The organism is Myxococcus xanthus, assembly GCF_013116825.1.
GTDB classification, from domain to species: domain Bacteria; phylum Myxococcota; class Myxococcia; order Myxococcales; family Myxococcaceae; genus Myxococcus; species Myxococcus xanthus_B.
In genome coordinates this window covers 1-23866 of record NZ_JABFNS010000088.1, presented here as the reverse complement: position 1 = coordinate 23866, position 23866 = coordinate 1, and the positions used below count along the sequence as shown (strand labels likewise).

Here is a 23866-nt window from a genome sequence, read left to right as displayed (position 1 = left end):
AGGTCAGGGAGTGGTTAATCCTGCGAGCCGTGACGTGGCGTTGTTCGAGGGGGAGGGACCAGGTGGGCGGGAAACGCTTTCCAAGGCTGTTTCTGGCGGGAGTCGCGGGGCTGATGGTGGCGTGTGGTGGCGACTCCGGAAGCCGAGGCATTCCGGCCCCCGCCAGCGAGCCCCCTGACAACGGGACGCTTCCCGATGCGGGCCAGCCCTCCAACGGCACGGACGGAGGGGCGACACCCGACGCGGGAAGCGGTCCGGGGACCCCTGACGGCGGCGAGCCCGATGGCGGCCCACCGCCGCAGGCCAACCTCTGCGCGCCCACCGCGGGCGAGCCACGCTGGGTGCTCGAGGGAGAGCCCGTCTCCGCCACCGTGACCTGCACCACCGGCCATGCCGCGCCAGACACGCGCTTCATCGTGGACAACCTGCCGCCCGGCGCCCGGTTCGATGCGGCCACGGGCACCCTGAGCTGGACGCCCGGCAAGGACCAGGCCGCCGTGTGGCACCTCACGCTCCGGGAAGAGAGCACCGGCGAGACGGGCACGCTCAAGGTCGGCGTGGCGGAGAACGAGTCCGCGCCCGGCAACGTCCCCATCGTCGACCCGGCGGCCTACACGGAGGAGTTCGGCCTGCCGGTGTTCCACCTCTCCTACGAGGGCGGTTTGACGGCGGGCGGCTACCGGCCGGCGCAGCTCGTCTACCGGGGCCGGCGCTTCGACCTGGAGGCGAAGTACCGGGGCGCCACCTCCAGCGTGTTCCCCAAGCGCAGCCTCACGCTGAAATTCCCGGATGAGGACCTATTCACCGAGCCCGTCTTCGGAAACGGCTTCAAGGACCGCAAGCGCGTGGTGCTCATCACCACGTTCAATGACAACTCCTACATGCGCTCGCGGCTCGCCTTCGACGTGTGGAGCCGGATGAGCCCGGGCCATATCCACCTGCGCACCTACAGCGCGGTGCTCTACGCCAACAACAAATACGTCGGCCTCTACACGGCTGCGGACCACGTCAACAAGCGCCTGATGGCCGCGCACGGCATCGACAAGGACGCGGACGCCTTCAAGGCCGTGGACAACCGCGCCAACTTCTCTCGCCTGCGCAAGGACGGCACGCCCAAGAGCAGCCTCCACGAAGGCTTCGAGAAGTCGGAGGGCACTCCCGAGGAAGGAGCGCCTGGCGCCTTCGCGCCCCTGGAGGCGCTCACCGCCTTCATCGCGGACTCGAACGCGGACGCCTTCCGCGCCGGCTTCCCGCAGCGGATGAATGCGCGGGACTATGAGGACTGGTGGATCTTCAACACGCTCATCCTGGGCGTGGACTCGCAGGCGAAGAATGCCTACCACGCCTATGACCCGGCCACCGGCGGCCCCTGGCGCTTCATCCCCTGGGACTTGGACGCGAGCTTCGGGCAGTCCTACGACACCACCCGGACCTCCCCCACGGCGCGCCCCACGTTCCGCGCGGACAACCTGCTCTTCGAGCGCATGCTGGCCGACCCCACCATCGCCGGGCCCATGCGCGAGCGCTACCGGGCGCTGCTGCGCGACACGCTGAACGTGGAGGTCCTTCAGGCCCTCATCGACGGCTACGTCCAGGAGACGGCGCCTTCCGCGCGGCGTGACTGGGCGAAGTGGGGCGCCAGGTACCGCGCCTTCGGCGACCCGAACGACCCATGGGGCGGCCATGGCAACTTCCCCCACTGGCACACGCGCCAGGACTTCAACTCCTACGAAGAGGAAGTCGAGTACGTGCGCCAGTGGATTCGGACCCGCTGGGGCGCGCTGGAGAGCCAGCTGCCCTGAAACGGGCGGTGTCCCCTCGCTCGGTGGAGGGGACACCCGGACGGCGGTCTAGAACGCCGCGGAGCCCGGCACGCGCGGGTAGGGAATCGCGTCCCGGATGTTCTGCAGACCGCACATGTAGACGATGAGCCGCTCGAAGCCGAGCCCGAAGCCCGCGTGCGGCACGGTGCCGTAGCGCCGCAGGTCGCGGTACCACTGGTAGCCCTCCGGCTTCAGGCCGAACTTCTGGATGCGCTGGTCCAGCACGTCCAGGCGCTCCTCGCGCTGGCTGCCGCCGATGATTTCGCCAATGCCCGGGGCGAGCACGTCCATGGCGGCGACCGTCTTCCCGTCGTCGTTGATGCGCATGTAGAAGGACTTGATGGCCTCCGGGTAGTTCATCACCACCACGGGCCGGCCCACGTGCTCCTCGGTGAGGTAGCGCTCGTGCTCCGTCTGGAGGTCCTTGCCCCACTCGGGCGCGTACTCGAACTTCTTCTTGGCCTTCTTCAGGATTTCGACGGCCTCGGTGTAGTCGATGCGCTCGAAGCTGGAGTTGATGAACTTCTCCATGCGCTCGATGACGCCCTTCTGCACCCGCTCCTCGAAGAACCTCAGGTCCGGCGCACAGTCATTGAGCACCGCCTTGAAGACGTGCTTGAGGAAGCGCTCGGCCAGGTTCGCGTCCTCGTTGAGGTCCGCGAAGGCAATCTCCGGCTCGATCATCCAGAACTCGGCCAGGTGCCGCGTGGTGTTGGAGTTCTCCGCCCGGAACGTGGGGCCGAACGTGTACACCTTGGACATGGCCAGGGCGTAAGCCTCCACGTTGAGCTGGCCAGAGACGGTCAGGTACGCCTCCTTGCCGAAGAAGTCCTTGTGCCAGTCAATCTTCCCGTCCGGCGTGCGCGGCGGATTCACCGCGTCCAGCGTGGAGACGCGGAACATCTGCCCGGCGCCCTCCGCGTCGCTCGCGGTGATGATGGGCGTGTTGACCCAGAAGAAGCCCTCCTCGTCGAAGAAGCGGTGGATGGCCTGGGCCGCGCGGTGGCGCACGCGCGTGACGGCGCTGAACGTGTTGGTGCGCACGCGCAGGTGGGCCACGTCGCGCAGGAACTCCAGCGTGTGCTGCTTGGGCTGGATGGGGTACGTGTCCGGGTCGTCCACGAAGCCCAGCACCTGGACTTCGTCCGCCTGGACTTCGTAGGCCTGCCCCTTGCCCTGGGACTTCACCAGCGTGCCCCGGCTGATGACCGAGCAGCCCGCGGTGAGGTGCAGGATTTCCTTCTCGTAGTTGGGCAGCGAATTCGGAGCGACGACCTGGATGGGGTCGAACGTCGACCCGTCGCTGACGTTGACGAAGCTGATGCCCGCCTTGGAGTCGCGGCGCGTGCGCACCCAGCCGCGGACCTCCACCTTCGTCCCCTCCTCCACCCCTCCCGCGAGGGCCTTCTTCACACTGACGACCTGCATTGACGCTCTCCCTTGAGCCGTTTCGGGGACTGCGAGTTAGCCGGGCCCCGGCCCCGAGGACAAGGGCGCTGTGGCCCCAGGCATCGCAACCCGGGCCGCCCGGCGGCGCTTCTGGGGGCTCCAAGCACCCCGCCAGACCGCCTGAAACCCGGCCAACCGTGTCAGACCCCCCAGGTATCTTTCTCCCATGGTCGCCCGAAAAGGGGACCAGCGATTCCACGAAACCCTCACGTCCCTCGCGGGCTTCACGGCCTGCCCTGGCCGTGCCCTACCTGGAGAGTCACATGGCTACTCGCAAGACGTCCAAGCGCAACGTCGTCGCCCGCAACCGCTCCACCGAGGCCACCAAGGCCGCCTTCGAGGAGCTCGCTCGCAAGGCGCGCAACAAGCCCATCGTCTCCACCAAGGAGCAGGACGCGCAGGAGGCCCACGCGAAGAACGTCCTCGCGGACGTGTCCAGCCTCACCGCCGAATCCGCCGTGAAGAAAGTCACGGAGGCGGGCCTCACCATCAACAAGACGCTGGCCGGCATCAACGAGCAGGTCATCTCGCTGGTGGAGGAGCTGAAGCAGCTCGACGAGGCCATCCAGCTCAAGACGGAGGAGCTGAACGGGCTGCACGGCAAGGACGTGGCCGCCAGCGCCATCGACGTGCTCGTGGCCGAGTACGACAAGAAGAAGGCCGAGCTGGAAGCGGAGATGGAGCGGCTCCAGAAGGACATCGAGGACACCCGGGCGAAGGCCGCCGCGGACCAGTCCGCCGAGCGGCAGGCCACCGAGGTCGCCCGCAAGCGCGCCGAGGAGGAGTACGCCTATGACACCCAGCTCCAGCGCAAGAAGGAGCAGGATGCCTTCGCCGAGTCGCTGCGCCAGCAGGCCGCCGCCGAGCGCGACCGCAAGGAGAAGCTGGAGAAGGACTGGGCCACCCGCGAGGACGCCCTGAAGCAGCGAGAGAAGGAGCTGGAGGACCTGCGCAAGCAGGTGGCGGACTTCCCGCTGGTGCTCAAGAAGGAGACGGACACCGCCGCGGCCATCACCGGCAACCGGGTGAAGTCCGAGTGGGAGCTGAAGCTCACGCTCGCCACCAAGGACGCGGAGACGGCGCAGCGCGTCGCCGCCATGGAGATTTCCTCGCTCAAGGAGACCGCCACCAAGCAGGCCCAGGCGCTCCAGACGCTTCAGACGGAGCTGGCCGAGGCCAAGCGCCAGGTCCAGGCCATCGCCGAGAAGGCGCTCGAGTCCGCGTCCGGCGCCCGCGCGCTGGCCGAGGTCCAGGGCGTCATCGCCAGCCGCGACTACAGCAAGGGCAAGTAGCCCGGCGCGGTGGGCTCCCTGGCGCCGCGCCCTGCCGTGGCGCCGCCGGGGAGTCTCTGGCTCACGGCTTATTATCGTCATCCCGGGTGATGACAGGATTTGAGCGCTGTTAGACTCCAGGCATGGACAAGACCCCCGGCGGGACTCCGTTTCCCACGCAGCTCCTCTATGAGCGAATCGGCGGCTATTGGCTCACCCAGGTCATTGGCACGGCGGCCCGTCTGGGAATCGCGGACCTGCTCTCCCAGGGCCCGCGGAGCAGTGACGCGCTGGCGGACGAGCTCGGCATCAGCGCGGACGGCCTGTACCGGCTGCTGCGAGGCGGCATCTCCGCGGGCATCTTCCAGGAGGTCGGTGAGCGGACCTTTGCCCTGACGCCCATGGGCGAAGGGCTCCGCTCGGACGTCCCCGGCTCGCTGCGGGACGTGGCCATCACGCAGAGTGACCGCGCCCACTGGCTGCCCTGGGGCCAGCTCGTCGAGGCCGTCCGCACCGGGAAGTCCACCGTCCGCGAGGCACTGGGGACGGACATCTGGGAGCACTTCGCCAAGCACCCCGAAGAGGCGGCGCACTTCGCCCGGGCCATGGGCAACCTGTCGGCCCTGGTGGCCCACGAGCTGACGCAACAGGTCGACTTCTCCCCCTTCGCCCATGTGGCGGACATTGGCGGAAGCCAGGGAGCGCTGCTGGCGCGGGTGCTGCGCGCCAACCCCTCCTGCCGGGGCATTCTCTTCGACCTGCCGCACGTGCTCGAAGGCGCGAAGGCCCCGATGGAAGCAGAGGGCCTCCGTGGACGGGTGGAGCTGGTGGGCGGCAGCTTCTTCGAGCCGGGCCTCCCCTCCGCCGAGGCCTACCTGCTCAAGCACATCCTTCACGACTGGGACGAGGACTCCGCCACCGCCATCCTGCGGAACATCCATGCCGCGGCGCCCGCGGGAGCCCGGCTCTTCGTGCTGGAGCTGGTGATGCCTGACAACCAGACGCCCTCTCCCGTGCCCCTCATGGACCTCAACATGATGGTGCTGGCGGACGGACGGGAGCGCACGGCCAACGAATTCCAGGCACTGCTGACCCGGACCTCCTGGGAGCTGGTGGGCATCCGCCCCACCCAGGCCGGCACGTGCATCATCGAAGCCGTGAAGCGCTGAGCTACGGCGCGACCTGTTCGCGGAGGAGGAAGAGCTCCGCGAGCAGGTTGTCCACCGGAGCGAAGTCATCCGTGAGCAGCAACGCGGGGCCCGCGGCCAGGTAGGCGTCAATCTCCGCGCGAGGCACCCGGCCCGTGCGCGGCTGCTCGATGCCCAGACCGCGCAGCAGCTCCGGGAGGCGCTCCAGTTCCATGGGCCGGGCCGAGCCCGCGACGATGTAGACCCCCTGCCCCTGGGAGCCACTGCGGGCGTCGTGGAGCAGCTCCACGTGGGGGAAGACCTCCTGCATCGTCCGGAGGGCCGAGCGCAGGAAGGAGCCCCGGGGAATCTCGTCGATGACGGTCAGCAGGTAGAGGCCGTCCGGCTTGAGCAGCGAGCGCACCAGCATGTCGTACTCGCGCGTCATCAGGTGGTAGGGCACCGACAGGTCGTTCACCGCGTCCTGGACAATCAAGTCGTACGCGCCGCGCTCCGCCATCTCCTGGAGGTACTGCCGCCCATCCAGGCTGAAGGAGGCGATGCGCGTGTCCGGCTTCACGCCGAAGCGCTCCAGCGCGATGCGCGTCACGGCCGGGTCTATCTCCACCACCTCCATCCGGACCTGCGGGACGTAGGTCTCCACCCAGCGCGGCACCACGTAGCCGCCCCCACCAATCACCAGCACCCGGGGCTCCGCGGTGCGCGCGGCCACGTGGCGCACCACCTCCGAGTGGATGTACCCGTGCGGGTAGCCCAGGTACGACGGGTCCTCCAGGTCCACCATGGTGTGCGTCAGGTGGTCCAACTGCATGGCCAGCAGCCGCCGGCCGTCATGCTCCACCTGGTTGACCTTGATGCAGAAGTAGTCCGTCTCCTCCGTGCACGGCGACGCGAACAGGCCCAGCGCGCCGAACATGCCCGCCAGCGCGAGCGTGCCCGCGGTGGCGCCGATGAAGAGGGGCCGCCGCCACACCTGCCCCACGAAGGCCGCCAGCGCCACCAGGCCCAGGCTGGCCCCCATCACCAGCGGGTAGACGCCCACCTTCGCGATGAGCCACCAGCCGGTGAGGAACGAGCCCAGCAGCGCGCCCGCGGTGCTCCACGCGTACAGCCGGCCCACGGTGCGCCCCGCCCGCTCCACGTCCGCCAGCGCCAGCCGGAGCACCTGGGGTGACAACGTGCCCAGGGCCGTCACCGGCAACAGGAACACCGCGGCCGTGTACGCGACGATGCGCGCCTGCAGGCCCAGGCCGTCGAAGTGGCCCTTCAGCACCAGCCACTGGTGGATGGGCGGAATCAGCAGGCAGCTGGCCGCGGCCAGCAGCATGGAGCCGGCGAGCACCTCCTGCCGGGGCCACCGGTCCGCCAGGTGGCCGCCCACGAAGTTGCCCAGCGCCATGCCCGTCAGCACCACGCCGATGATGCCTGTCCAGCTCAGCAGGGAAACGCCCACGGTGGGCGCCAGGATGCGGCTGGCCGCCAGTTCAATGGCGAGCGTGCAGAAGCTCGCGCTGGCCACCAGGAAGCACGCCAGCACGGGCCGGGCGCGCAGGTCCACGCCCGTCGAGGGTGGCGTGGCCACCGCTGCCGCCACGGCGCCGGCCGTCGCGGGGGCCGCCGGTTCGACGGGCGGCGCGGACACGGAGGCCCTGGGCAGCGCCAGCAGCGCGCACAACATCAGCGCGCCCGACACGGTGAGGACGATGGTGGGCACGGGGAACCACGCCACCAGCACGAAGCCCGTGAGGAAGTTGCCCGCGAGGCTCCCCAACGTGCCCAGCGCGTACAGCAGGCCCACGATGCGCCCGGCGCGCCCCAGGTCCGGCAGCAGCAGCCGGAGCGCCAGCGGCGTCACCATGGCCAGCACGAAGCTGACGGGGAAGAAGCCCAGGAAAGTGAGCAGGAAGGTGCGCGGCAGCACGGGGATGGGGCGCAGCGCGGCGCCATCCCCCAGCACGGCCACCCACCCCAGCGGCAGGAGCGCGAGCACCGCCCCCAGCGCGGTGAGGCCCGCCAGCCACCGGAACGATGCGCCCCGCTCCGACAGCCGGCCTCCGGCGTAGCTGCCCAGACTGATGCCCGCGAGCACCACGCCGATGATGCTCGTCCACGTGTGGAGCGAAGCCCCGATGAAGCGCGCCAGCAACCTGGCGGCGGCCAGCTCCAACACCAGGGTGGCGCAGCTCGTCACCAACACGAGGAGGGCAGCGCGAAGCACATCCAGACGAGACGCGGGGAGAAGAGCCATGCGGTGGCGGCGACTGTACCACCCCCGTCCGAGGCGACCATCCGTGCTGGTGGGAATCACCCGAGGTGCGGGAAATCGCGCCCGGCACATACGATGGCGCCCTGGAGGACGGCGACTTCCTCCGGGTGGGCCTCATCCGCACCGGCCCCGAAGAAATTCCGCAGACCCCGTCGATCCGTTGGAGGCCCTGACCGCATGGATACCGAAGCGCTCGCCCGAATCCCGGGCGTCAACCCGAACGTCCCCAATGCCGCCCGCATCTACGACTACACGCTGGGGGGCACGCACCACTTCGAAGCCGACCGGCAGGCGGCGGAGTACATGTTCTCGCTGGTGCCCTCCACCCGGAAGTGGGTGCGCATGCTGCGCGCCTGCCTGCGCACCGCCGCGCAGCGCCTGGCGGCCGACGGCTTCCACCACTGGGTGGACTTCGCGTCGGGGCTGCCCACCGGGGACCATGTCCACGCCGTGCTGCCAGACGCTCGCGTGCTCTACAGCGACGTCAATCCGCTCACCATCACCACCGCCCACCATCTGCTGGGGGACACGCCTCGCGTCCGCTACATGGAATGCGACATCCGCCAGGCGGGCGCCTTCCTGCGGCGGCCGGACGTGAGTGCCTTCCTGGAGGGAGAGCGCCGCGTCGCTTTCGGCGCCAATGGCATCACCGTGTTCCTGTCCGCCGAGGAGAACCGCCAGTTCTTCCGCGACCTGTACGACTGGGCGGCCCCAGGCTCGAAGCTGTTCACCACCTTCGAGACGAAGTCGCCGGACCTCAGCACCCCGAAGTGGGAGCAGTTCGTCGGCACGTTCCGGCAGATGGGCGAGTCCTTCCAGCTCTACTCCCTGCCCGAGTACCTGGACCTGTGTGGCCCCTGGGCCCGGGATGCCACCGGCGTGCTGCCCGTGCGCGAGTTCCTCGGGCTGCCCCCGGAGCACATCACCGACGAGGACCGTGAGGGCGTTGGCATCGAGTTCTACGCCGTCGTCCTGGAGAAGCGCTGACCGTCCCCACCGGGTGGAGCGAGCGTGCGGGCAGGCGCTCGCGCCCATCCCCGTCAGGGCAGCGCCACGGCACGCCTCCCTGCCGTCTGCCTCCCCAGCGGCGCGTGACTACCGTCTTTGCAGGCAACACGCGCACACGGAGAGGAGACGGAGCATGTTTCAATCGAGAAGGCGTCGGGTTCTTGCGGGCGTGATGATGGGAGCGGCCCTGTCGGTGGCGAGCGTTGGGTGCAGTTCGACGCGCTCGGCGAAGGTGGACGAGTCGTGGCTGGCCCGAGTCCCCGAGGACCAGCTGGGTGACGTCCGCGAGGCCCAGTCGCAGCTGCGCACGGCCCAGGACGCAGTGACCCGCTCCGACGTGGCCCTCAAGGATGCGCGCCGGGAGCTGGAGGTGGCCAAGCGCAACGAGGACGCGGCCAAGGCCCGCCGGGAAGCACATAACGAAGCGCTGAAGGCCGCCAACGCCACCGGACAGAGCAGCAACATCACCCAAGCGCAGGCCGAGCTGAAGAGCGCGGACGCCAGCCTGAGCGCGGCCCAGGCCCAGGTGAGGTACCGCGAGCACGCCATCAAGACGATGGAGGCCCAGAAGGAGCTGCGGGAGAACGAGCTGGCGGTGGCTGACGCGAAGCTCAGCCAGGCCGAATACGAGGCCCTGAAGGCGAACCAGGACGTGCGCGCCCAGAATCTGTCCGAGGCCGACTTCGCCTCCGCCACGGCGGACGCCCAGCGCAAGGTGGAGGAGTCCCAGCGCAAGCTCCAGTCGCAGCAGCAGCAGGAGCGGCAGGCTCGCGCCACCTGGGAGCGGATGCGCAACCAGGTGCAAGGCTACGGCGGCAGCGGCACCAAGCAGCAGCGCAATCCGTAGGTCACCGCGCCCATCGGCCCGGCCGGGCCAGGACAGGCACGGCCGGGGCTCACTTCGGCGGACGGAAGACGTACTGGAACACGGGCGTGTCGGGCCCCGGCGGGTACTGCGCGTCCATGAAGGCGAAGTGGGCGTGGCCGGTGATGACGGCCTCGTTGAGGCTGTCGTAGAGCACCGTCACGCTGGTGGCCCGGCCGGACGCGTCCACCTGGACTTGAACCTTGAGGTTGCCCTTGATGCCCGGCGTCTGCTGGAGCCGGTTCATGTAGAGGGCGACCAGGCCCAGTGACACCCGGTTGTATATCTGGTCCTGGGTCCCCCGAGCGGGCTGGGACGGCAACCGGAAGTGGCGTACCAGCGCGGCGGCTTCGCTTTCAGCCTCGGCGACCCGGCGCTCGGGCGCCGCCAGCGCCGCGCGGTAGGCGGCCAGCGCATCCTGGTGACGCTCCTGCTTCAATACCAACCGGGCCCGCAGCACGTGGATGTCGGCGCGGGCGGGCGCCCGCTCGGAAGCCTTCACCAGGTGGGTTTCGGCCGTCCTGGAATCTCCGCGCGCTTCGGCCAGCTCGGCCAGGCGAAGCAGCGGCTCCGGGTCTTCTGGCGCGGCGGCGACGAGCCGGACCAGGGCCTTGTCCTCCGCGTCGGCGCGGCCCAGCTCCCGATACAACCGCGCCAGCAACTCCAGGGCCGCGGGCTCCACGCCGCCCAGCTCCGCGTAGCGCTCCAGCGACCCGGCGGCCTTCTCCTTCTCCGAGGCGGCCAGCCACAGGTCGGCCTGGAGCCGGTGCGCTTCTTTGGCCCGGGGCTTGAGGGCCACCAGCTTCTCGCCCGCGGTCGCCGCCGCACGCACGTCATTGGCTGCGCGGGCCAACTGCGCCAGCTTCCGCAGCGCCTCGGGCTGCTCGGGCCACGCCTCCACCGTCCGAGTCAGCTCCGCGCGAGCGTCCGCTTCCCGTTCGGGAATCCCCGCCAGCAACATGGCCAGGGACGTCCGAATCTGCGGCGCATCCAGTTGGGCGAGCGCCTCACGCAGCCGGACCTCCGCCTCCGCGGGCTTGCCCTCCGCCTGGAGCAACACGCCCTGCGCCCACAGCGCCGGCGCGAAGCCAGGGGCCTGCTTCAGGGCGGCGGCGATGGGCGTCCGCGCCTCCGCCAGCAGTCCCCAGCGCACGTAGATGAGCCCCATGCCCACGAAGGGCCACGGATTCTCCGGGTCCAGGGTGGAGAGCGCCTTCAGCTCGTTCCAGCACGCATCCGAGGGAAAGGTGAGCCACGCCCGGTACATCCGCGGCATCAAATCCCCGGGCCGCGCCCGTGACTGCGCTTCCAGCTCGCTGTCCATCGCGCTGGCGCGGCCGCGTGCCCGGGCCGTCTCCAGTTGCCGCAGCGTCGCCATGACCTCTTCGGGAGGAGGCAACCCCGGGCGCACCACCGCCCCCCGTGCCGGAGCGGCAAGCACGAGCAACATGACGCACAGCGGAAGCGCGAACGAACGGGAGGCCATGAGGCGCGCGGACGATAGCAGACGCCCGTCCACCGGAGGCTGCCTGCTCCCTTGGCAACACAAACTCAGTGATTTCAGGGAAGCCCCGCTCCGGAAGGACAAACCTCCCGGAGCGGCGCCTCGACCTTCACCTCAGGACGACGGGCTCAGCCAATCTCCAGCCGGCACGTTGAGCTGCAACCGTCGCGGCTGACGGTGTTGCCGTCGTCGCACTCCTCGCCCTCATTCTCCTGGGTTTTGCCGTCGCCGCATCGGGGGCCCCAGAGGCAGCCACGGCCGCACTCACCATAGCCACCCGCGTTGACGCCGTCGTCACACTCCTCGCCGGCCTCCTCGTCCACCACGGCGTCGCCGCAGGTGGCGGTGCACTCGGTGCGGGCGGTGAGGAAGTTGTTGAGCGTGAGGCGGTACGAAGACCCGTGGGTGTGACGCTCGGCCTGGAACACCACCACCTCGTAGATGCCCCCCAGCCGCAGGCCCAGCGAGCTCGCCTGGCCCGACATGTAGATGGTGCCCGACGCCGGGCCGTGCACACCGCCCAGGTCGAGCGCCAGCCGGCCGTTGACGAAGACCCACACGTCGTCGTCACCGCGGAACGTCAGCTCCTCAGAGCCCTTGTACTCGAACCAGTAGCGGGCCTCGCTGGTGAAGTGGAAGTTGCGCAGCTGCCCCGCCAGGTCCTCGCGCCGCGGCTCGTGGCCCTCGGCCACCCAAGTGCCGCTGACATCGTCGAGCGGGAAGAACGCATCGTTATCGAACACGTACGAGCCATTGGGCTGCCGACCCAGCACGAAGGTGCCGACGACGGTCTTGTTGACGTTCTCGACCGCCCTGTACCACTGGTCGAAATTGGCCCGGTTGCTGGTGTTGTTCGACGCCTGTCCTTCCTTCGCGTAGACGGGGCGGCCATTGGCATCGAGCCGGTTCTCGACGATGCCATCCTCACGGCCCGCGTTCCGGTACTGGAAGTCCTCGTGGCCGCGGGGCAGGCCATTCGCCGGATCGGCGGGCAGGTCCCACCCGCGGAAGTCACGGTAGACGACGGGGATGGACACCTGCGCCGGCGGCTCCTGCTCGATGAGCACGCACGCGAAGCCATCCTCCAGCTTGCAGTCCGGCGAGCAGCCGTCATTGGCGCGCGTGTTGCCGTCGTCGCACTCCTCAACGGCGCTGTTGGGGAGGATGAGACCGTCGCCGCACGTCTCCTCGCAGTTGCCATCCGAGCAGCGGGGCTCCTTGGTGCACAGCGGCGAGCAGCCGTCACCCATCACGGTGTTGCCGTCGTCGCACTGCTCGGTGCCCTCGGTGATGCCATCACCACAGGTGGTGCGGCTGCACGGCTGACCCGGCGGGCACTTCCAGCCTTCTTCGAGCCGGCAGACGTCGCTGCAGCCGTCGCCCGGCGTGGTGTTGCCGTCCTCGCACTCCTCGTCACCGGCGATGATGTTGTCACCGCACTCCTTGGCGCGGCAGCGGCCACCCTGGGCCGGGCACGCCCAGCCACTCTCGATCCGGCAGCTCCCGTTGCAACCATCACCGCTGACCACGTTCCGGTCGTCGCACTCCTCCCCGTCCTCGACGCGGCCGTTTCCGCAGTTCACCAGGTGGATGCATGGCGCTCCCGGCACCTCGCAGATGAACCCGCCCTCCACCGTGGTGCACGTCGCGTTACAGCCGTCGCCGTCCACCCTGTTGCCGTCGTCACAGGCCTCGCCGGACTGGCGCTGGCCGTCACCACAGGCGTCGCCAGCATCGGGCGTCGACCCGTCCGGGATGTTCGGGCCGGGGCCGGCATCGGGCTTCGCCGAACCGCCCCCGCCGCTACAGGCCACCAATGTGAAGAGAAGAGATGCGAGCAACGCGCTCGCCAACCGAGACCTGCGATGGGGGTTCACCATGGGAACAAATGCTGAAAGTGCTTCGCACCGCTGTCAACGCGTCACGGCAAGTCAACGGATGCGAGGTGCAAACGGCGCGCAGATGTGCAGGCAGAACGGACTTTCCATGTTCTCCCGTCTGCTGCGCACATCTACATTCATGACACCAACGCCCGAAACATCACTTTCGTAGAAAGTCAGAAGCGGTGTGCATGACGAGGCGCACACGTGCCGTGCGGGCCATTCAACCCATTCCCACCGGCGTCACTGGGCCACGTTGCGGACGTATTGCGCGTAGAAGCGCACCGCGTCCGCGTAGCCCTTCACCGACACGCGCTCGTCCTTGCCGTGGAGGCGTGACAGGTCGGCGCCGTCCAGGCGCAGCGGCATGAAGCGATAGACGTTCTCACTCAGCCCGGTGAAGTAGCGCGAATCCGTCGCGCCCAGCATGAGGTACGGGGCCACGACGACGTCGGGGAACACCTGGCGCACGCTGCGCTGGAGCTGCGACCACGCCTCGGAGTCCATGCGCGACACGGGCGACGGTTCACTGATGAAGCCCAGGGTGCTCACCTTCACCCGGGGGTCATCCACCACGCGCCGCACGTGCTCCAGCACGCCCGCCACGGAGTCTCCGGGGAGGATGCGGAAGTTCACCACCGCGCGGGCGCGGGCGGGCAGCACGTTGTCGCGCTCGCTGCCCTCGAACATGGTGGCCGCGGCGGTGGTGCGCACCGCCGCGTTGGTGGTGGCCTTCGCGGTGAGCTGGCGCAGCACCAGCGGCTCGAACAGCCACAGGTTGGCGAAGAGCGTGCGCATCCCGAAGCCCATCTCCGGCCCCGCGAACTCGAACAGGGCCCGGCTGCCACCGCGCAGCCTCGCGGGCATGGGCGCATCCTCCAGCCGGGAGATGGCGCGGCTCAGCACGCCCACGGCCGTCTGGGGCGGCGGCATGGACGAATGGCCGCCTTCGCCATCCGCCACCAGCTCCGCGCTGGCGAAGCCCTTCTCCGACACGCCGACCAGGGCCACCGGTGAGGCCACGCCGGGCACGGTGCCGGACACAATCATCCCGCCCTCGTCCAGCACGGACTCCAGCGTCACGCCCCGCTCGCGGAGCAGCTTCGCCATCGCCTCCGCGCCCTCGCGTCCCCCCACCTCTTCATCCCCACCGAAGGCGAGCAACACCGTGCGCTTGGGCTGGAAGCCCGCCGCGAGCAGGGCCTCCACCGACTCCAGGATGCCGAACACGCTCCCCTTGTCGTCCAGCGCGCCCCGGCCCCAGACATGGCCGTCCGCCACCCGCCCGCTATAGGGCGGGTGAGTCCAGGACGCCTCCGTGCCGGGCTCCACGGGCACCACGTCCAGGTGACCCAGCAGCAGCGCCGGGCGCAGCGACGCGTCCGTCCCCGTCCAGGTGTACAGCACCGAGTGCGCCCCCACGGGCTCGCGCTTCAGCGCCTGGTGGAGCCGGGGGTATTGCTCCCGCATGTAGTCGTGGAGCGCGGCGAAGGCGGCGTCCTCCGCGGGCTGCCCCTCCGCCGCCGCCAGCGTCTTGAGCCGCAGCGCACCGCCCAGCCGGGCCGCGGCGGCATCCGCGTCCACGGTGAACGCCGCGGGCGCCTCCAGCTGGACCTGCCGCGAGGTGAAGCGAAGGGCCTTCGTGAGGAGAACCCCCGCGAGGGCAACGACGACAACCAACAACGACAAGAGAATGCGTTTCATCGGCAAGACTCGCGGTGGGGACACCTCACGCTAGCAAAGGCAGCCCGCCACCCCACTGCATCTCCAGGGCTGAGTCCCACGGCAGGCCTCGCTTCCGCGAATCACGAATTTCCAGCACTGTGACTATTTTCCATATTCACCGTGAAACACAAGTCGTGTAGATGACGCGGATCGTCGCAGGGGGTGCGCGGTGAAGAAGCCATCCACGGTGTGGAGACAGTGCTGGCTTGGCCTGGTGCTGGGGACACTGGCTGGCTGCACCAGTGGAGGTGCGGAGGACCTGGGCCTTCCGGGCGCCCCGGGCGCGGCCACGGCCCAGGCGGCCGATGCCGAGGCCCTGGTGACGTGGCTGCCCCCCACGAGCGACGGCGGCGACCCGGTCATGTACTTCATCGTGCGATGTGAGCCCGCCTGTGGCGGCGCCATCGTCACGTCGGACCAACTCCAGGCCACCGTGCGCGGCCTCCACAACGGCTTCGCGTACACGTTCAAGGTCGCGGCGGTGAACATTCACGGGGAAGGTCCCGCCTCCGTGCAGTCGGAGCTGGTGACGCCGCAGCCCGGCCTCTCCATCTCCAACCCCACCGTCCCGGGCCAGCCTCGTGGCGTCCGGGCCACGCCGGGCAACGGCCACGCCTTCGTGAGCTGGCTGGCACCGGCCAGCTACGGTGGCCGGCCGCTGCGCCAGTACCGGCTGACGGCGGAGCCTGGGGGCGTCTCCGTGACGGTGGACGCGCCGGCCGCGAGCGCCGTCATCCCCGGGCTGCTCAACGGCGTGTCGTACCGCATCACCGTGGCGGCCACCAACGAGAAGGGGGACGGCCCCCTCGCCGTCGCCAACACCATCCAGCCCCGCGCCGGGGGCGAGCCCACCGAATGGGTGACGGGCTACTTCGTGGGCTACCAACTGTGGATGCAGCCGGTGGACGCGGTGGACCTGGCGGGCATCACCCACCTCGTCGTGGGCCGCGTCAAGCCGAACCCCAACGGCACCCTCAACGCGAACTTCGACGCCAACGTCGACGACAGCCACGGCCGCGCCATGGCCAAGGCCCTGGCGACGCGCGCGCACCAGCAAGGGCGCAAGGCGCTGCTGATGCTCGGCGGCTTCGGCGAGCACGGGAACTTCGTGCACGCGGCGTCCGAGGCCCAGCGCGCGCACTTCATCCGCAACATCATCCAGCTCATGGACGAGCTGGGCTACGACGGCATCGACGTGGACTGGGAGCCCATCATCCTGGCCGCGGACATCCCGGAAGGCGCGCCCATGCAGCCCGATGACGGTGAGCCCCTGCTCGCGCTGCTGGAGGGCCTGCGCGCCGCGCGGCCGGACATCATCCTCACAGTGCCGGTGGACTGGCTGAACGCCAACTTCAAGATGAGCCGCTATCGCGCCGACTTCATGAAGCAGCTGGCGTCGCGCGTGGACCAGCTCAACATCATGTCCTACAAGATGAGCGGTCACTGGGGCGGCTGGGAGAGCTGGCACTCCAGTCCGCTCTACGGCCACTCGCAGTTCCACCCCACCTCCGTCTCGCACTCCGTGGAGGGCTACCTGGACGCGGGCGTGCCCGCGGGACGGCTGGGCGTGGGCATCGGCTTCTTCGGGACGTGCTGGGGCGGCGTGACGGAGCCGAACACGCCCCTGGATGGTCGTGAGGGGGTCTTCGAGGGCCAGAGCGACAACTTCATGAGCTACACCAACATCATGACGCACTACTACCGTGCGGACGCCAGCCGCTGGGACGACGTGGCCCAGGTGCCCTACCTGTCCTTCCCCACCGGCCACGGCCCGGGGCTCTGCAACTACATCTCCTACGAGGACCCGCGCTCCATCTCCGTCAAGGGCCAGTACGCGCGCGAGAAGAACCTGGGCGGCGCCATCATCTGGACCCTCAGCCAGGGGCACTTCCTTCGGCCGACGAACGGCCACAGGGACCCGCTGCTGGACGCGGTGAAACGCGCCTTCCTGGACCCCTGAGCGCGGGAAGCGCTGGCGGCGGAGCGCCCGCTCCCGCACCATGGCGGCCATGGAGACTTCGAAGTCCGTAGCCACCGCGCTCACCATCGCCGGCTCCGACAGCGGCGGCGGCGCCGGCATCCAGGCCGACCTGAGCACCTTCGCCTTCCACCGCGTTCACGGCACCAGCGCCCTGACGGCCATCACCGCGCAGAACACGCAGGGCGTCACCCGCGTGGACGTGATGCCCCCCGAGGCCGTCGCCGCGCAAATCGACGCCGTGGCCTCCGACATCGGCGCGGGCGCGGTGAAGACGGGCATGCTCGTCAACCCGGCCATCATCACCACGGTGGCCCACCGCCTGCGCGCGCTGGGCCTGGGTCCGCTGGTGGTGGACCCCGTCATGGTGTCCCGCGCCGGCGCGCGCCTCATCGACGACGCGGCCGTGGGCGCGCTCAAGGAGCTGCTGCTGCCCCTGGCCACGGTGGCCACGCCCAACCGGCACGAGGCGGAGCTGCTCGCTGGCATGAAGCTGGAGACGCTGGAGGATATGCGGGAGGCCGCGCGCCGCATCCACCGGCTCGGCCCCCAGGCGGTGCTGGTGAAGGGCGGCGGCATGACGGGCGGGCTGCGCGGCACCGACGTCTGGTTCGACGGCGAGCGCATGGAGACGCTGCACCTGCGCGCGGTGGACACGCGCAACACCCACGGCACGGGCTGCACGCTGTCGGCGGCCATCGCAGCGCACCTGGCGCTGGGGCAGACGCCGCTGGAGGCCACCCGGCGCGCGAAGGACTACGTCACCGCCGCGCTGGAGCACCCCCTGCCCCTGGGCAAGGGCCCGGGCCCCTTCAGCCACTTCTTCCCGCTGGAGGGGTAGCCCGGGCCCGTCACCGGGCGGCTACTTCGCGGCCTTCTTCGGCGCGGCCTGCGCGGCCGGCACGGGGAAGCCGCGCTTGCGCATCAGGGCCTGGATGCCCGCCTCACGGCCCCGGAAGGCGCGGTACGCGTCGGCCGGGTCCAGCGTGTTGCCCACGGAGAAGACGTGCTTGCGCAGGAGCGCGGCCACGTCCTTGTCGTAGGCGCCCTTGCCTTCGGTGAAGCGCTCGTAGGCGTCCGCCGTCAGCGTGTCCGACCACAGGTAGCTGTAGTAGCCCGCCGAGTACCCATCACCCGCGAAGACGTGGCCGAACTGCGGCGTGCGGTGCCGCATGACGATTTCCTTCGGCATGCCCAGCGCGTTGAGCGTGTCGCGCTCGAAGGCGTCCGCGTCGATGGGCGTAGCCCCCGCCAGGTGCAGCTTCATGTCCACCAGCGCGCTGGACAGGTACTCCACCGTCCCGAAGCCCTGGTTGAAGGTGGCGGCCTTCTCGATGCGGTCCACCAGCGCCTGGGGAATGGGCTTCCCCGTCTGGTAGTGCAGCGCGTAGGTGTTCAGCACCTCGGGCGTGGACAGCCAGTGCTCCAGCAACTGCGAGGGGAACTCCACGTAGTCGCGCGCCACCGCGGTGCCGGCCAGCGACGGGTACGTCACGTTGGAGCTGAGGCCGTGCAGCGCGTGGCCGAACTCGTGGAACAGCGTGGAGGCATCCTCCCAGCTGATGAGGACGGGCTCCCCGGGCTGGCCCTTCACGAAGTTGGAGTTGTTGGAGACGATGGTGGTGACTTCACCCCGGAACCGCTCCTGGCTGCGGTACGCGTTCATCCACGCGCCGGAGCGCTTGCCCTTGCGCGCGTACGGGTCGAAGTACCACAAGCCCACGTGACGCCCGCTGGCCTGGTCCTTCACCTCCCAGACGCGCACGTCGGGGTGGAACACGGGCACGTCGTTCACCTGCGTGAAGGAGAAGCCGAACAGCTCGCCGGCCACCCAGAACATGCCCTCGCGCAGCTTCTCCAACTGGAGGTAGGGCTTCACCTCGTTCTGGTCCAGGTCGTACTTCGCCTTGCGGACCTTCTCCGCGTAGTAGCGGTAGTCCCAGGGTTCGATCTTGAGCTTCGCGCCCTCCTTGTTGGCCACGCGCTGCATGTCCGCGACCTCTTCGTGGACGCGGGCCACCGCGGGCTTCCAGACGGCCTCCATCAGCTCCATGGCGCGCTCGGGCGTGCGGGCCATGGCATTCTCCAGCCGCCAGTGCGCGTGCGTCTTGTAGCCCAGCAGCGTGGCGCGCTCGGCGCGCAGCTTCAGGACTTCGGCGATGATGACGTTGTTGTCGCGCGCGTCGCCGTTGTCACCGCGGTTGACGTAGTTGCGCCAGACCTTCTCGCGCAGGTCGCGCCGCGACGAGTACGTCAGGAACGGCTCCATGGAGGAGCGCGTGTTGGTGATGATCCACTTGCCCTTCTGACCGCGCGACTCGGCCGCGGCGGCGGCGCCCGCGCGCACGGAGTCCGGCAGGCCCGCCAGGTCCGCCTCGGACTCCAGGACGACGGTGTAGCCCTCTTCGTCCGCGAGCACGTTCTGGCTGAAGGACGTGTAGAGCGACGCCAGCCGCTGGTTGATGGCCGCCAGCTTCTGCTTGGCCGCCGCGTCCAGCTTCGCGCCGGAGCGGACGAAGCGCGTGTAGTGCAGCCAGGTGAGCCGCTGCTGCTCGGGCGTCAGCTTCGCCTTGTCGGGCGACTGGTACACCGCCTCGATGCGGCGGAAGAGCGCCTCGTTCTGGAAGATTTCGTCGTCGAAGGCGGCCAGCTTCGGCGCCATCTCCCGCTCCAGCGCCTGGAACTCCGGCCCGCTCATGGACGAGCTCCAGATGCCGTAGAGCGTCTCCACTTCGCCCTGCGTCTTGCCGGCGGACTCCAGCGCGACGATGGTGTTCTCGAACGTGGGCGCCGAGGTGTCGTTGGCGATGGCCGCCAGCTCGCCGCGCGTCCGCTCCATCGCGGCCTCGAGCGCCGGCTTGAAGAGCTCCACCTTCACCTGGTCGAACGGCGGCACGCCGCCATGGGCGCCCGTCCACTTCGCGAGCAGCGGGTTGGCCTGCTCCGGAGCAGCCGGCGCGGCGGGGGCGGTCGTCTGAGGCGCGGTGGCCATGTTCTGGGACTCCTGCGAGGTCGTCGCACAGCCGGCGGACACGATGACGGCCATGCCCGCGCCAGCGAAGAAGAGCTTACGCATGTAGAGGATGTCTCCCGACGAAAGGGGGGCTAACTGAAGAGGGACGCAGCCTAACGGCATCGCGCCGCGAACCGGGGGACGGAATCGCGGGCACACCAACATGCCTGCCTGCCCATCTGTTCCCGGCCAACACCGTGGCCACGGGCAAGACGCGGTGTGTTACACCCAGTGCCCCCACAGCATTCACCCTCCAGGAATGACCGTGACGAGCACGCTGAAGGACCGCATCGAGAACGCCGAACTGCTGGCGAAGGTCGTCCCCGTCGAAGAGGCGGTGAAGCACGTCGTCCACGGCAACACCGTGGCCATCAGCGGCTTCACCAAGTCGGGTGAGCCGAAGACGTTCCTGCCGGCGCTCGCCTGGCACTTCTCCCAGACGGCACCGGACGCCCGCATCACCCTGCTGTCCGGCGCGTCCCTGTCCGAGGACGTGGAGGGCCCCATGGCGCCCTTCGTCGCCAAGCGCGGCCCGTACATGTCCTCGCCTGCCTCGCGGCGCCGCATCCATGCTGGGGAGATGGACTTCACGGACGTCCACCTGTCCGCCTTCGCGCGCAACCTGATGTATGGCTTCTACGGCGACATCGACGTTGCCGTCGTCGAGGTGTCGCGCATCCGGAAGAATGGCAGCGTCATCCTCACGTCGTCGGTGGGAATCAGCGCGGAGGCGCTGGCCCGCGCGAAGAAGATTGTCCTCGAGGTCAACACCTCCGGGCCGGACTACACGGGCTTTCACGACATCGTCCTGCCCGCCGTCCATCCGCACGTGGGCTGGCCGCTGCCGCTGGTGAACGTGAGGGACCGCATCGGCACCCCCTACGTGGAGTTCGACCTGAGCAAGGTGGTGGCGGTGGTGGAGTCCCGCACGCCCGACCACCCGGTGCCCTTCAAGGCGGCGGATGACACCGCCAGGCGCATCGCCGAGCACGTCATCGACTTCCTGATGCGCTGCCGCGAGCAGTACCACTGGGGCAAGCGCCTGCCGCCCATCCAGTCCGGCGTGGGCAACGTGGCCAACGCCATCATCGGCCAGCTCTACGACTCTCCCTTCCAGAAAATCCGCTTCTGGACCGAGGTCTTCCAGGACGGGATGCTGCGCTACGTGGAGGATGACGCGAAGTTCGAATACGCGTCCGCCACCGCGGTGTCCTTCTCCACGGAGGGCCGCCAGCGCTTCCTCGACATGTTCGAGCGGAGCAAGGACCGGCTGGTGCTGCGGCCCATGTGGCTGTCCAACAGCCCCGAAATCATCTCCCGCCTCTTCGTCATCGCGATGAACACGCCCATCGAGGTGGACATCTACGGGCACGTCAACTCCACGCACATCGACGGCTCGCGCATCGTCAATGGCCTGGGCGGGTCGGGTGACTTCTTCCGCAACGCGTACCTGAGCATCGTCCACACGCCGTCCACGCGGAAGCTGCGGGATGGCCGCACGGTGAGCTGTGTCATGCCGTACGTGCGGCACATCGACCACACCGAGCACGACATCAAGTGCGTCGTCACCGAGCAGGGCTACGCGCTCAACATGGACATCCGCTCGCCCAAGCGGCGCGCCCAGGACATCATCGACCGCTGCGCGCACCCCTACTTCCGGCCGCTGCTGCACGCGTACCTGGACATGGCGGGCCCCGGCGACGAGCCGCGCGCCACCGACATGAAGGCGCTCCAGGGCTGGTGGGCGGACTACGACGCGGCGACGCGCGCCTTCCCCCAGAACGGCTGAGACACCGGCGGTGGAGCGCAACGGCCGCGAAGCCTGTCCCCCGGAGCTGGCCGCCCAGCTGCGGGAGCTGGACCGCCTGCGACGCAGCGGGCGGTACACCTCCGCGCTCACGCTCGCGCGGACGCTGGCGGAGGCCCATCCCCGGCAGGCCCGCGTGCTGCTGGAAGTGGCGCAGACGCTGGCCATCTGGGGCGGCGCCCCCGCGGAAGCGCTGGAGTGGTACGAGCGCGTGCTGGCGCTGGCACCTGGCCACCTCACCAGCCGGCTGCACCGGGCCTTGTGCCTGTCGAGATTGGGCCGCCATGAAGACGCGGTGGCGGACTTCGACGCGCTCGTCGCGGCGGGCTACCGGAAGGCCCTGGTGCTGCACATGAAGCGCGCCGAAGCACTGGAGGCGCTGGGCCGGGATGAAGCGGCGGAGCGGGACTGGACGCTCGCGATTGAGGAGGCCCCGGGCAACCCGTGGCTGCTCCAACAGCGCGCCGCCGCGCGGGCCCGCATGGGCCGGCTGGACGACGCGGCCCAGGACCTCACCCAGGCGCTCGCGTCCCAGACGGGCGACGAGGTGGACCCGGAGCTGCTGCACGCGCGTGGCGTGTTGCGTGAGCGGCAAGGCGACGTGGAGGGCGCGCGCGCGGACTTCGAGGCGGGACTCTCCGCCTTTCGTGAAGGCGACCCACCTGCCCTGCTGGACGCGCTTCGTGAAGGAACCATGCGCAAACCATGACGGGCCCTTCGCGGCCAGCGCATGCGACAAGAATGGCCATGCACACGGCGGCTCCGGCCGCGGGTGCTGCTTCCGGGCCTGATGCTCCCGGAGCGGCGGGGGTGCTCGCGAGTGGGGCCGAGCTCCGATGCAATGCCTGACACCCCGTGAGAGCGCCGACTTGGGGCGGTGCTTGGGGACCACGTGGGTGGCGGGGAGCTTCGGGCGGGCACGGACCACGCCGAGCGCGACGGTGGACCAGAGGGAATCGCATGCCGGGCCGAAAGGAAGCGGCTCGTCCCTGCGGTTCCCTCTGGTGTCGGGGTGATGCCCTCGCTCAGGCCGCGACTTCGGCTTCGGGCTCCCGCCGTACCTTCGCCAGCGCCGCCACGACGACCTCCGGCCCCGCGCCCTGCTTGTGGGCATTCTCACTCAGGTGCCTGCGCCACGCGCGAGCCCCCGGGAGCCCCTGGAAGAGCCCCAGCATGTGCCGGGTGATGGCGCCCAGCGGCGCGCCGCGCAGCATGGCCTTCTCGATGTACGGCAGCATGGCCTCGACGACTTCGTGCCGCTGGGGCACCGGCGTGGTGGCGCCGAAGAAACGGCGGTCGGCCTCGGCCAGCAGGTATGGGTTCTCATACGGCGCACGGCCCATCATCACCCCGTCCACGTGGCGCAGCTGCTCCGCGGCGGCGTCCAGCGTCTTGATGCCGCCGTTGATGCTGAGGTCCAGGTGCGGGAACTCCGCCTTGAGCCGGTGGACCAGGTCGTAGCGCAGCGGCGGGACGTCGCGGTTCTCCTTGGGGCTCAGCCCCTGGAGCCACGCCTTGCGCGCGTGCACGATGAAGCGGGTGCAGCCCGCGGCGGACACCTTCCGGATGAAGCCCTCCAGCGTCGGCCACTCCTCCAACTCGTCGATGGCGATGCGCGACTTCACCGTCACCGGGATGCTCACCGCCTCGCGCATCGCCCCCACCAGCCGAGCCACCAGGTCCGGCTCCGCCATCAGGCACGCGCCGAAGCGGCCCGACTGGACGCGGTCGCTCGGGCACCCCACGTTGAGGTTGATTTCGTCATAGCCCCACTGCTCGCCGATGCGGGCGGACTCGGCGAGCGCCGCCGGCTCCGAACCGCCGAGCTGAAGCGCCACCGGGTGCTCCGCGGCGTCGTAGCCCAGCAGCCGCTCCCGATCGCCATGCAGGATGGCGCCCGTGGTGACCATCTCCGTGTACAGCAGCGTGTGACGGCTGAGCTGGCGGTGGAAGTACCGGCAGTTGCGGTCCGTCCAGTCCATCATCGGCGCGACAGACAGCGGCATGGGGTGAGCGCTCAACATGGACATCCGCTCGCCCAAGCGGCGCGCCCAGGACATCATCGACCGCTGCGCGCACCCCTACTTCCGGCCGCTGCTGCACGCGTACCTGGACATGGCGGACCCCGG

Annotated in this window: 16 protein-coding genes; 9 read left to right on the top strand and 7 right to left on the bottom strand. The window is 69.5% G+C overall.

All coding sequences use genetic code 11. The features are described 5' to 3' along the window. The first annotated feature begins 113 nt into the window (after positions 1–113). Positions 114–1802, top strand: a complete 1689-nt coding sequence (locus tag HNV26_RS23790) for a CotH kinase family protein (RefSeq protein WP_216612658.1) — start codon at positions 114–116, stop codon at positions 1800–1802. A 48-nt stretch (positions 1803–1850) separates the two neighbouring features. Here HNV26_RS23790 and asnS read toward each other — a convergent pair whose 3' ends face one another. Beyond that, positions 1851–3251 (bottom strand): asparagine--tRNA ligase, encoded by a 1401-nt coding sequence (asnS, locus tag HNV26_RS23785; RefSeq protein ID WP_171440835.1) that lies wholly within the window; start codon positions 3249–3251, stop codon positions 1851–1853. Positions 3252–3535: 284 nt separating this feature from the next. Here asnS and HNV26_RS23780 point away from each other — a divergent pair, with 284 nt between their 5' ends. Both HNV26_RS23780 and HNV26_RS23775 read left to right on the top strand, forming a co-directional pair. Continuing rightward, positions 3536–4564: a coiled-coil domain-containing protein gene (locus HNV26_RS23780; protein ID WP_171440836.1), complete on the top strand. Its 1029-nt coding sequence runs from the start codon at positions 3536–3538 to the stop codon at positions 4562–4564. Positions 4565–4686: 122 nt separating this feature from the next. Then, positions 4687–5712, top strand: coding sequence for a methyltransferase (locus tag HNV26_RS23775; RefSeq protein ID WP_171440837.1), 1026 nt, complete (start codon positions 4687–4689; stop codon positions 5710–5712). A 1-nt stretch (position 5713) separates the two neighbouring features. Here HNV26_RS23775 and HNV26_RS23770 read toward each other — a convergent pair whose 3' ends face one another. After that, positions 5714–7939, bottom strand: coding sequence for a fused MFS/spermidine synthase (locus HNV26_RS23770; protein ID WP_171440838.1), 2226 nt, complete (start codon positions 7937–7939; stop codon positions 5714–5716). A 195-nt stretch (positions 7940–8134) separates the two neighbouring features. On the opposite strand from HNV26_RS23770, the gene HNV26_RS23765 reads away from it, so the two are divergent. Both HNV26_RS23765 and HNV26_RS23760 read left to right on the top strand, forming a co-directional pair. Beyond that, positions 8135–8944: an SAM-dependent methyltransferase gene (locus HNV26_RS23765; RefSeq protein WP_171440839.1), complete on the top strand. Its 810-nt coding sequence runs from the start codon at positions 8135–8137 to the stop codon at positions 8942–8944. Positions 8945–9098: 154 nt separating this feature from the next. Continuing rightward, a complete protein-coding gene (locus HNV26_RS23760) occupies positions 9099–9812 on the top strand; it encodes a hypothetical protein (RefSeq protein WP_216612657.1) in 714 nt (237 codons plus the stop codon). 49 nt (positions 9813–9861) lie between these two features. On the opposite strand, the gene HNV26_RS23755 is transcribed toward HNV26_RS23760, so the two are convergent. The 3 genes from HNV26_RS23755 to HNV26_RS23745 all read right to left on the bottom strand — a co-directional run bounded on the left by HNV26_RS23755 (position 9862) and on the right by HNV26_RS23745 (position 14918). Then, positions 9862–11316, bottom strand: coding sequence for a tetratricopeptide repeat protein (locus HNV26_RS23755; protein ID WP_253816965.1), 1455 nt, complete (start codon positions 11314–11316; stop codon positions 9862–9864). Between the two features lie 146 nt (positions 11317–11462). After that, a complete protein-coding gene (locus tag HNV26_RS23750; RefSeq protein ID WP_171440841.1) occupies positions 11463–13214 on the bottom strand; it encodes a DUF4215 domain-containing protein in 1752 nt (583 codons plus the stop codon). A gap of 243 nt (positions 13215–13457) precedes the next feature. Beyond that, positions 13458–14918, bottom strand: coding sequence for a M20 family peptidase (locus HNV26_RS23745; protein WP_171440842.1), 1461 nt, complete (start codon positions 14916–14918; stop codon positions 13458–13460). A 190-nt stretch (positions 14919–15108) separates the two neighbouring features. Here HNV26_RS23745 and HNV26_RS23740 point away from each other — a divergent pair, with 190 nt between their 5' ends. Together HNV26_RS23740 and thiD are read left to right on the top strand one after the other, a co-directional pair. Beyond that, on the top strand, positions 15109–16899 hold the full coding sequence (locus HNV26_RS23740) for a glycosyl hydrolase family 18 protein (RefSeq protein WP_171440843.1): 1791 nt from the start codon (positions 15109–15111) through the stop codon (positions 16897–16899). Between the two features lie 40 nt (positions 16900–16939). Further along, positions 16940–17758, top strand: coding sequence for a bifunctional hydroxymethylpyrimidine kinase/phosphomethylpyrimidine kinase (thiD, locus tag HNV26_RS23735; RefSeq protein WP_171440844.1), 819 nt, complete (start codon positions 16940–16942; stop codon positions 17756–17758). Between the two features lie 21 nt (positions 17759–17779). Here the strand turns inward: thiD and HNV26_RS23730 are convergent, their stop codons facing one another. Further along, positions 17780–19993 carry a M3 family metallopeptidase gene (locus HNV26_RS23730; RefSeq protein WP_171440845.1) on the bottom strand — a complete coding sequence of 738 codons (2214 nt, stop codon included), beginning with the start codon at positions 19991–19993 and terminating at the stop codon, positions 17780–17782. A gap of 196 nt (positions 19994–20189) precedes the next feature. Here HNV26_RS23730 and HNV26_RS23725 point away from each other — a divergent pair, with 196 nt between their 5' ends. Together HNV26_RS23725 and HNV26_RS23720 are read left to right on the top strand one after the other, a co-directional pair. Then, complete coding sequence (locus tag HNV26_RS23725; RefSeq protein ID WP_171440846.1) at positions 20190–21719, top strand: acetyl-CoA hydrolase/transferase C-terminal domain-containing protein; 1530 nt, start codon at positions 20190–20192, stop codon at positions 21717–21719. 10 nt (positions 21720–21729) lie between these two features. After that, the gene (locus tag HNV26_RS23720; protein ID WP_171440847.1) at positions 21730–22446 is read left to right on the top strand and encodes a tetratricopeptide repeat protein; all 717 of its coding nucleotides are present in this window, start codon (positions 21730–21732) and stop codon (positions 22444–22446) included. A gap of 316 nt (positions 22447–22762) precedes the next feature. Here the strand turns inward: HNV26_RS23720 and dusA are convergent, their stop codons facing one another. After that, positions 22763–23761 (bottom strand): tRNA dihydrouridine(20/20a) synthase DusA, encoded by a 999-nt coding sequence (gene dusA / locus HNV26_RS23715; RefSeq protein WP_171452874.1) that lies wholly within the window; start codon positions 23759–23761, stop codon positions 22763–22765. Positions 23762–23866 lie beyond the last annotated feature (105 nt).

Excerpts from the sequence above, each read along its gene's own strand:
- thiD (WP_171440844.1), top strand. The coding sequence starts at position 16,940 with ATGGCGGCCATGGAGACTTCGAAGTCCGTAGCCACCGCGCTCACCATC.
- HNV26_RS23780 (WP_171440836.1), top strand. The coding sequence starts at position 3,536 with ATGGCTACTCGCAAGACGTCCAAGCGCAACGTCGTCGCCCGCAACCGC.
- dusA (WP_171452874.1), bottom strand. The coding sequence starts at position 23,761 with ATGTTGAGCGCTCACCCCATGCCGCTGTCTGTCGCGCCGATGATGGAC.
- HNV26_RS23790 (WP_216612658.1), top strand. The coding sequence starts at position 114 with ATGGTGGCGTGTGGTGGCGACTCCGGAAGCCGAGGCATTCCGGCCCCC.
- HNV26_RS23765 (WP_171440839.1), top strand. The coding sequence starts at position 8,135 with ATGGATACCGAAGCGCTCGCCCGAATCCCGGGCGTCAACCCGAACGTC.
- HNV26_RS23745 (WP_171440842.1), bottom strand. The coding sequence starts at position 14,918 with ATGAAACGCATTCTCTTGTCGTTGTTGGTTGTCGTCGTTGCCCTCGCG.
- HNV26_RS23760 (WP_216612657.1), top strand. The coding sequence starts at position 9,099 with ATGTTTCAATCGAGAAGGCGTCGGGTTCTTGCGGGCGTGATGATGGGA.
- HNV26_RS23775 (WP_171440837.1), top strand. The coding sequence starts at position 4,687 with ATGGACAAGACCCCCGGCGGGACTCCGTTTCCCACGCAGCTCCTCTAT.
- HNV26_RS23725 (WP_171440846.1), top strand. The coding sequence starts at position 20,190 with ATGACCGTGACGAGCACGCTGAAGGACCGCATCGAGAACGCCGAACTG.
- HNV26_RS23770 (WP_171440838.1), bottom strand. The coding sequence starts at position 7,939 with ATGGCTCTTCTCCCCGCGTCTCGTCTGGATGTGCTTCGCGCTGCCCTC.
- HNV26_RS23755 (WP_253816965.1), bottom strand. The coding sequence starts at position 11,316 with ATGGCCTCCCGTTCGTTCGCGCTTCCGCTGTGCGTCATGTTGCTCGTG.
- HNV26_RS23730 (WP_171440845.1), bottom strand. The coding sequence starts at position 19,993 with ATGCGTAAGCTCTTCTTCGCTGGCGCGGGCATGGCCGTCATCGTGTCC.
- asnS (WP_171440835.1), bottom strand. The coding sequence starts at position 3,251 with ATGCAGGTCGTCAGTGTGAAGAAGGCCCTCGCGGGAGGGGTGGAGGAG.
- HNV26_RS23750 (WP_171440841.1), bottom strand. The coding sequence starts at position 13,214 with ATGGTGAACCCCCATCGCAGGTCTCGGTTGGCGAGCGCGTTGCTCGCA.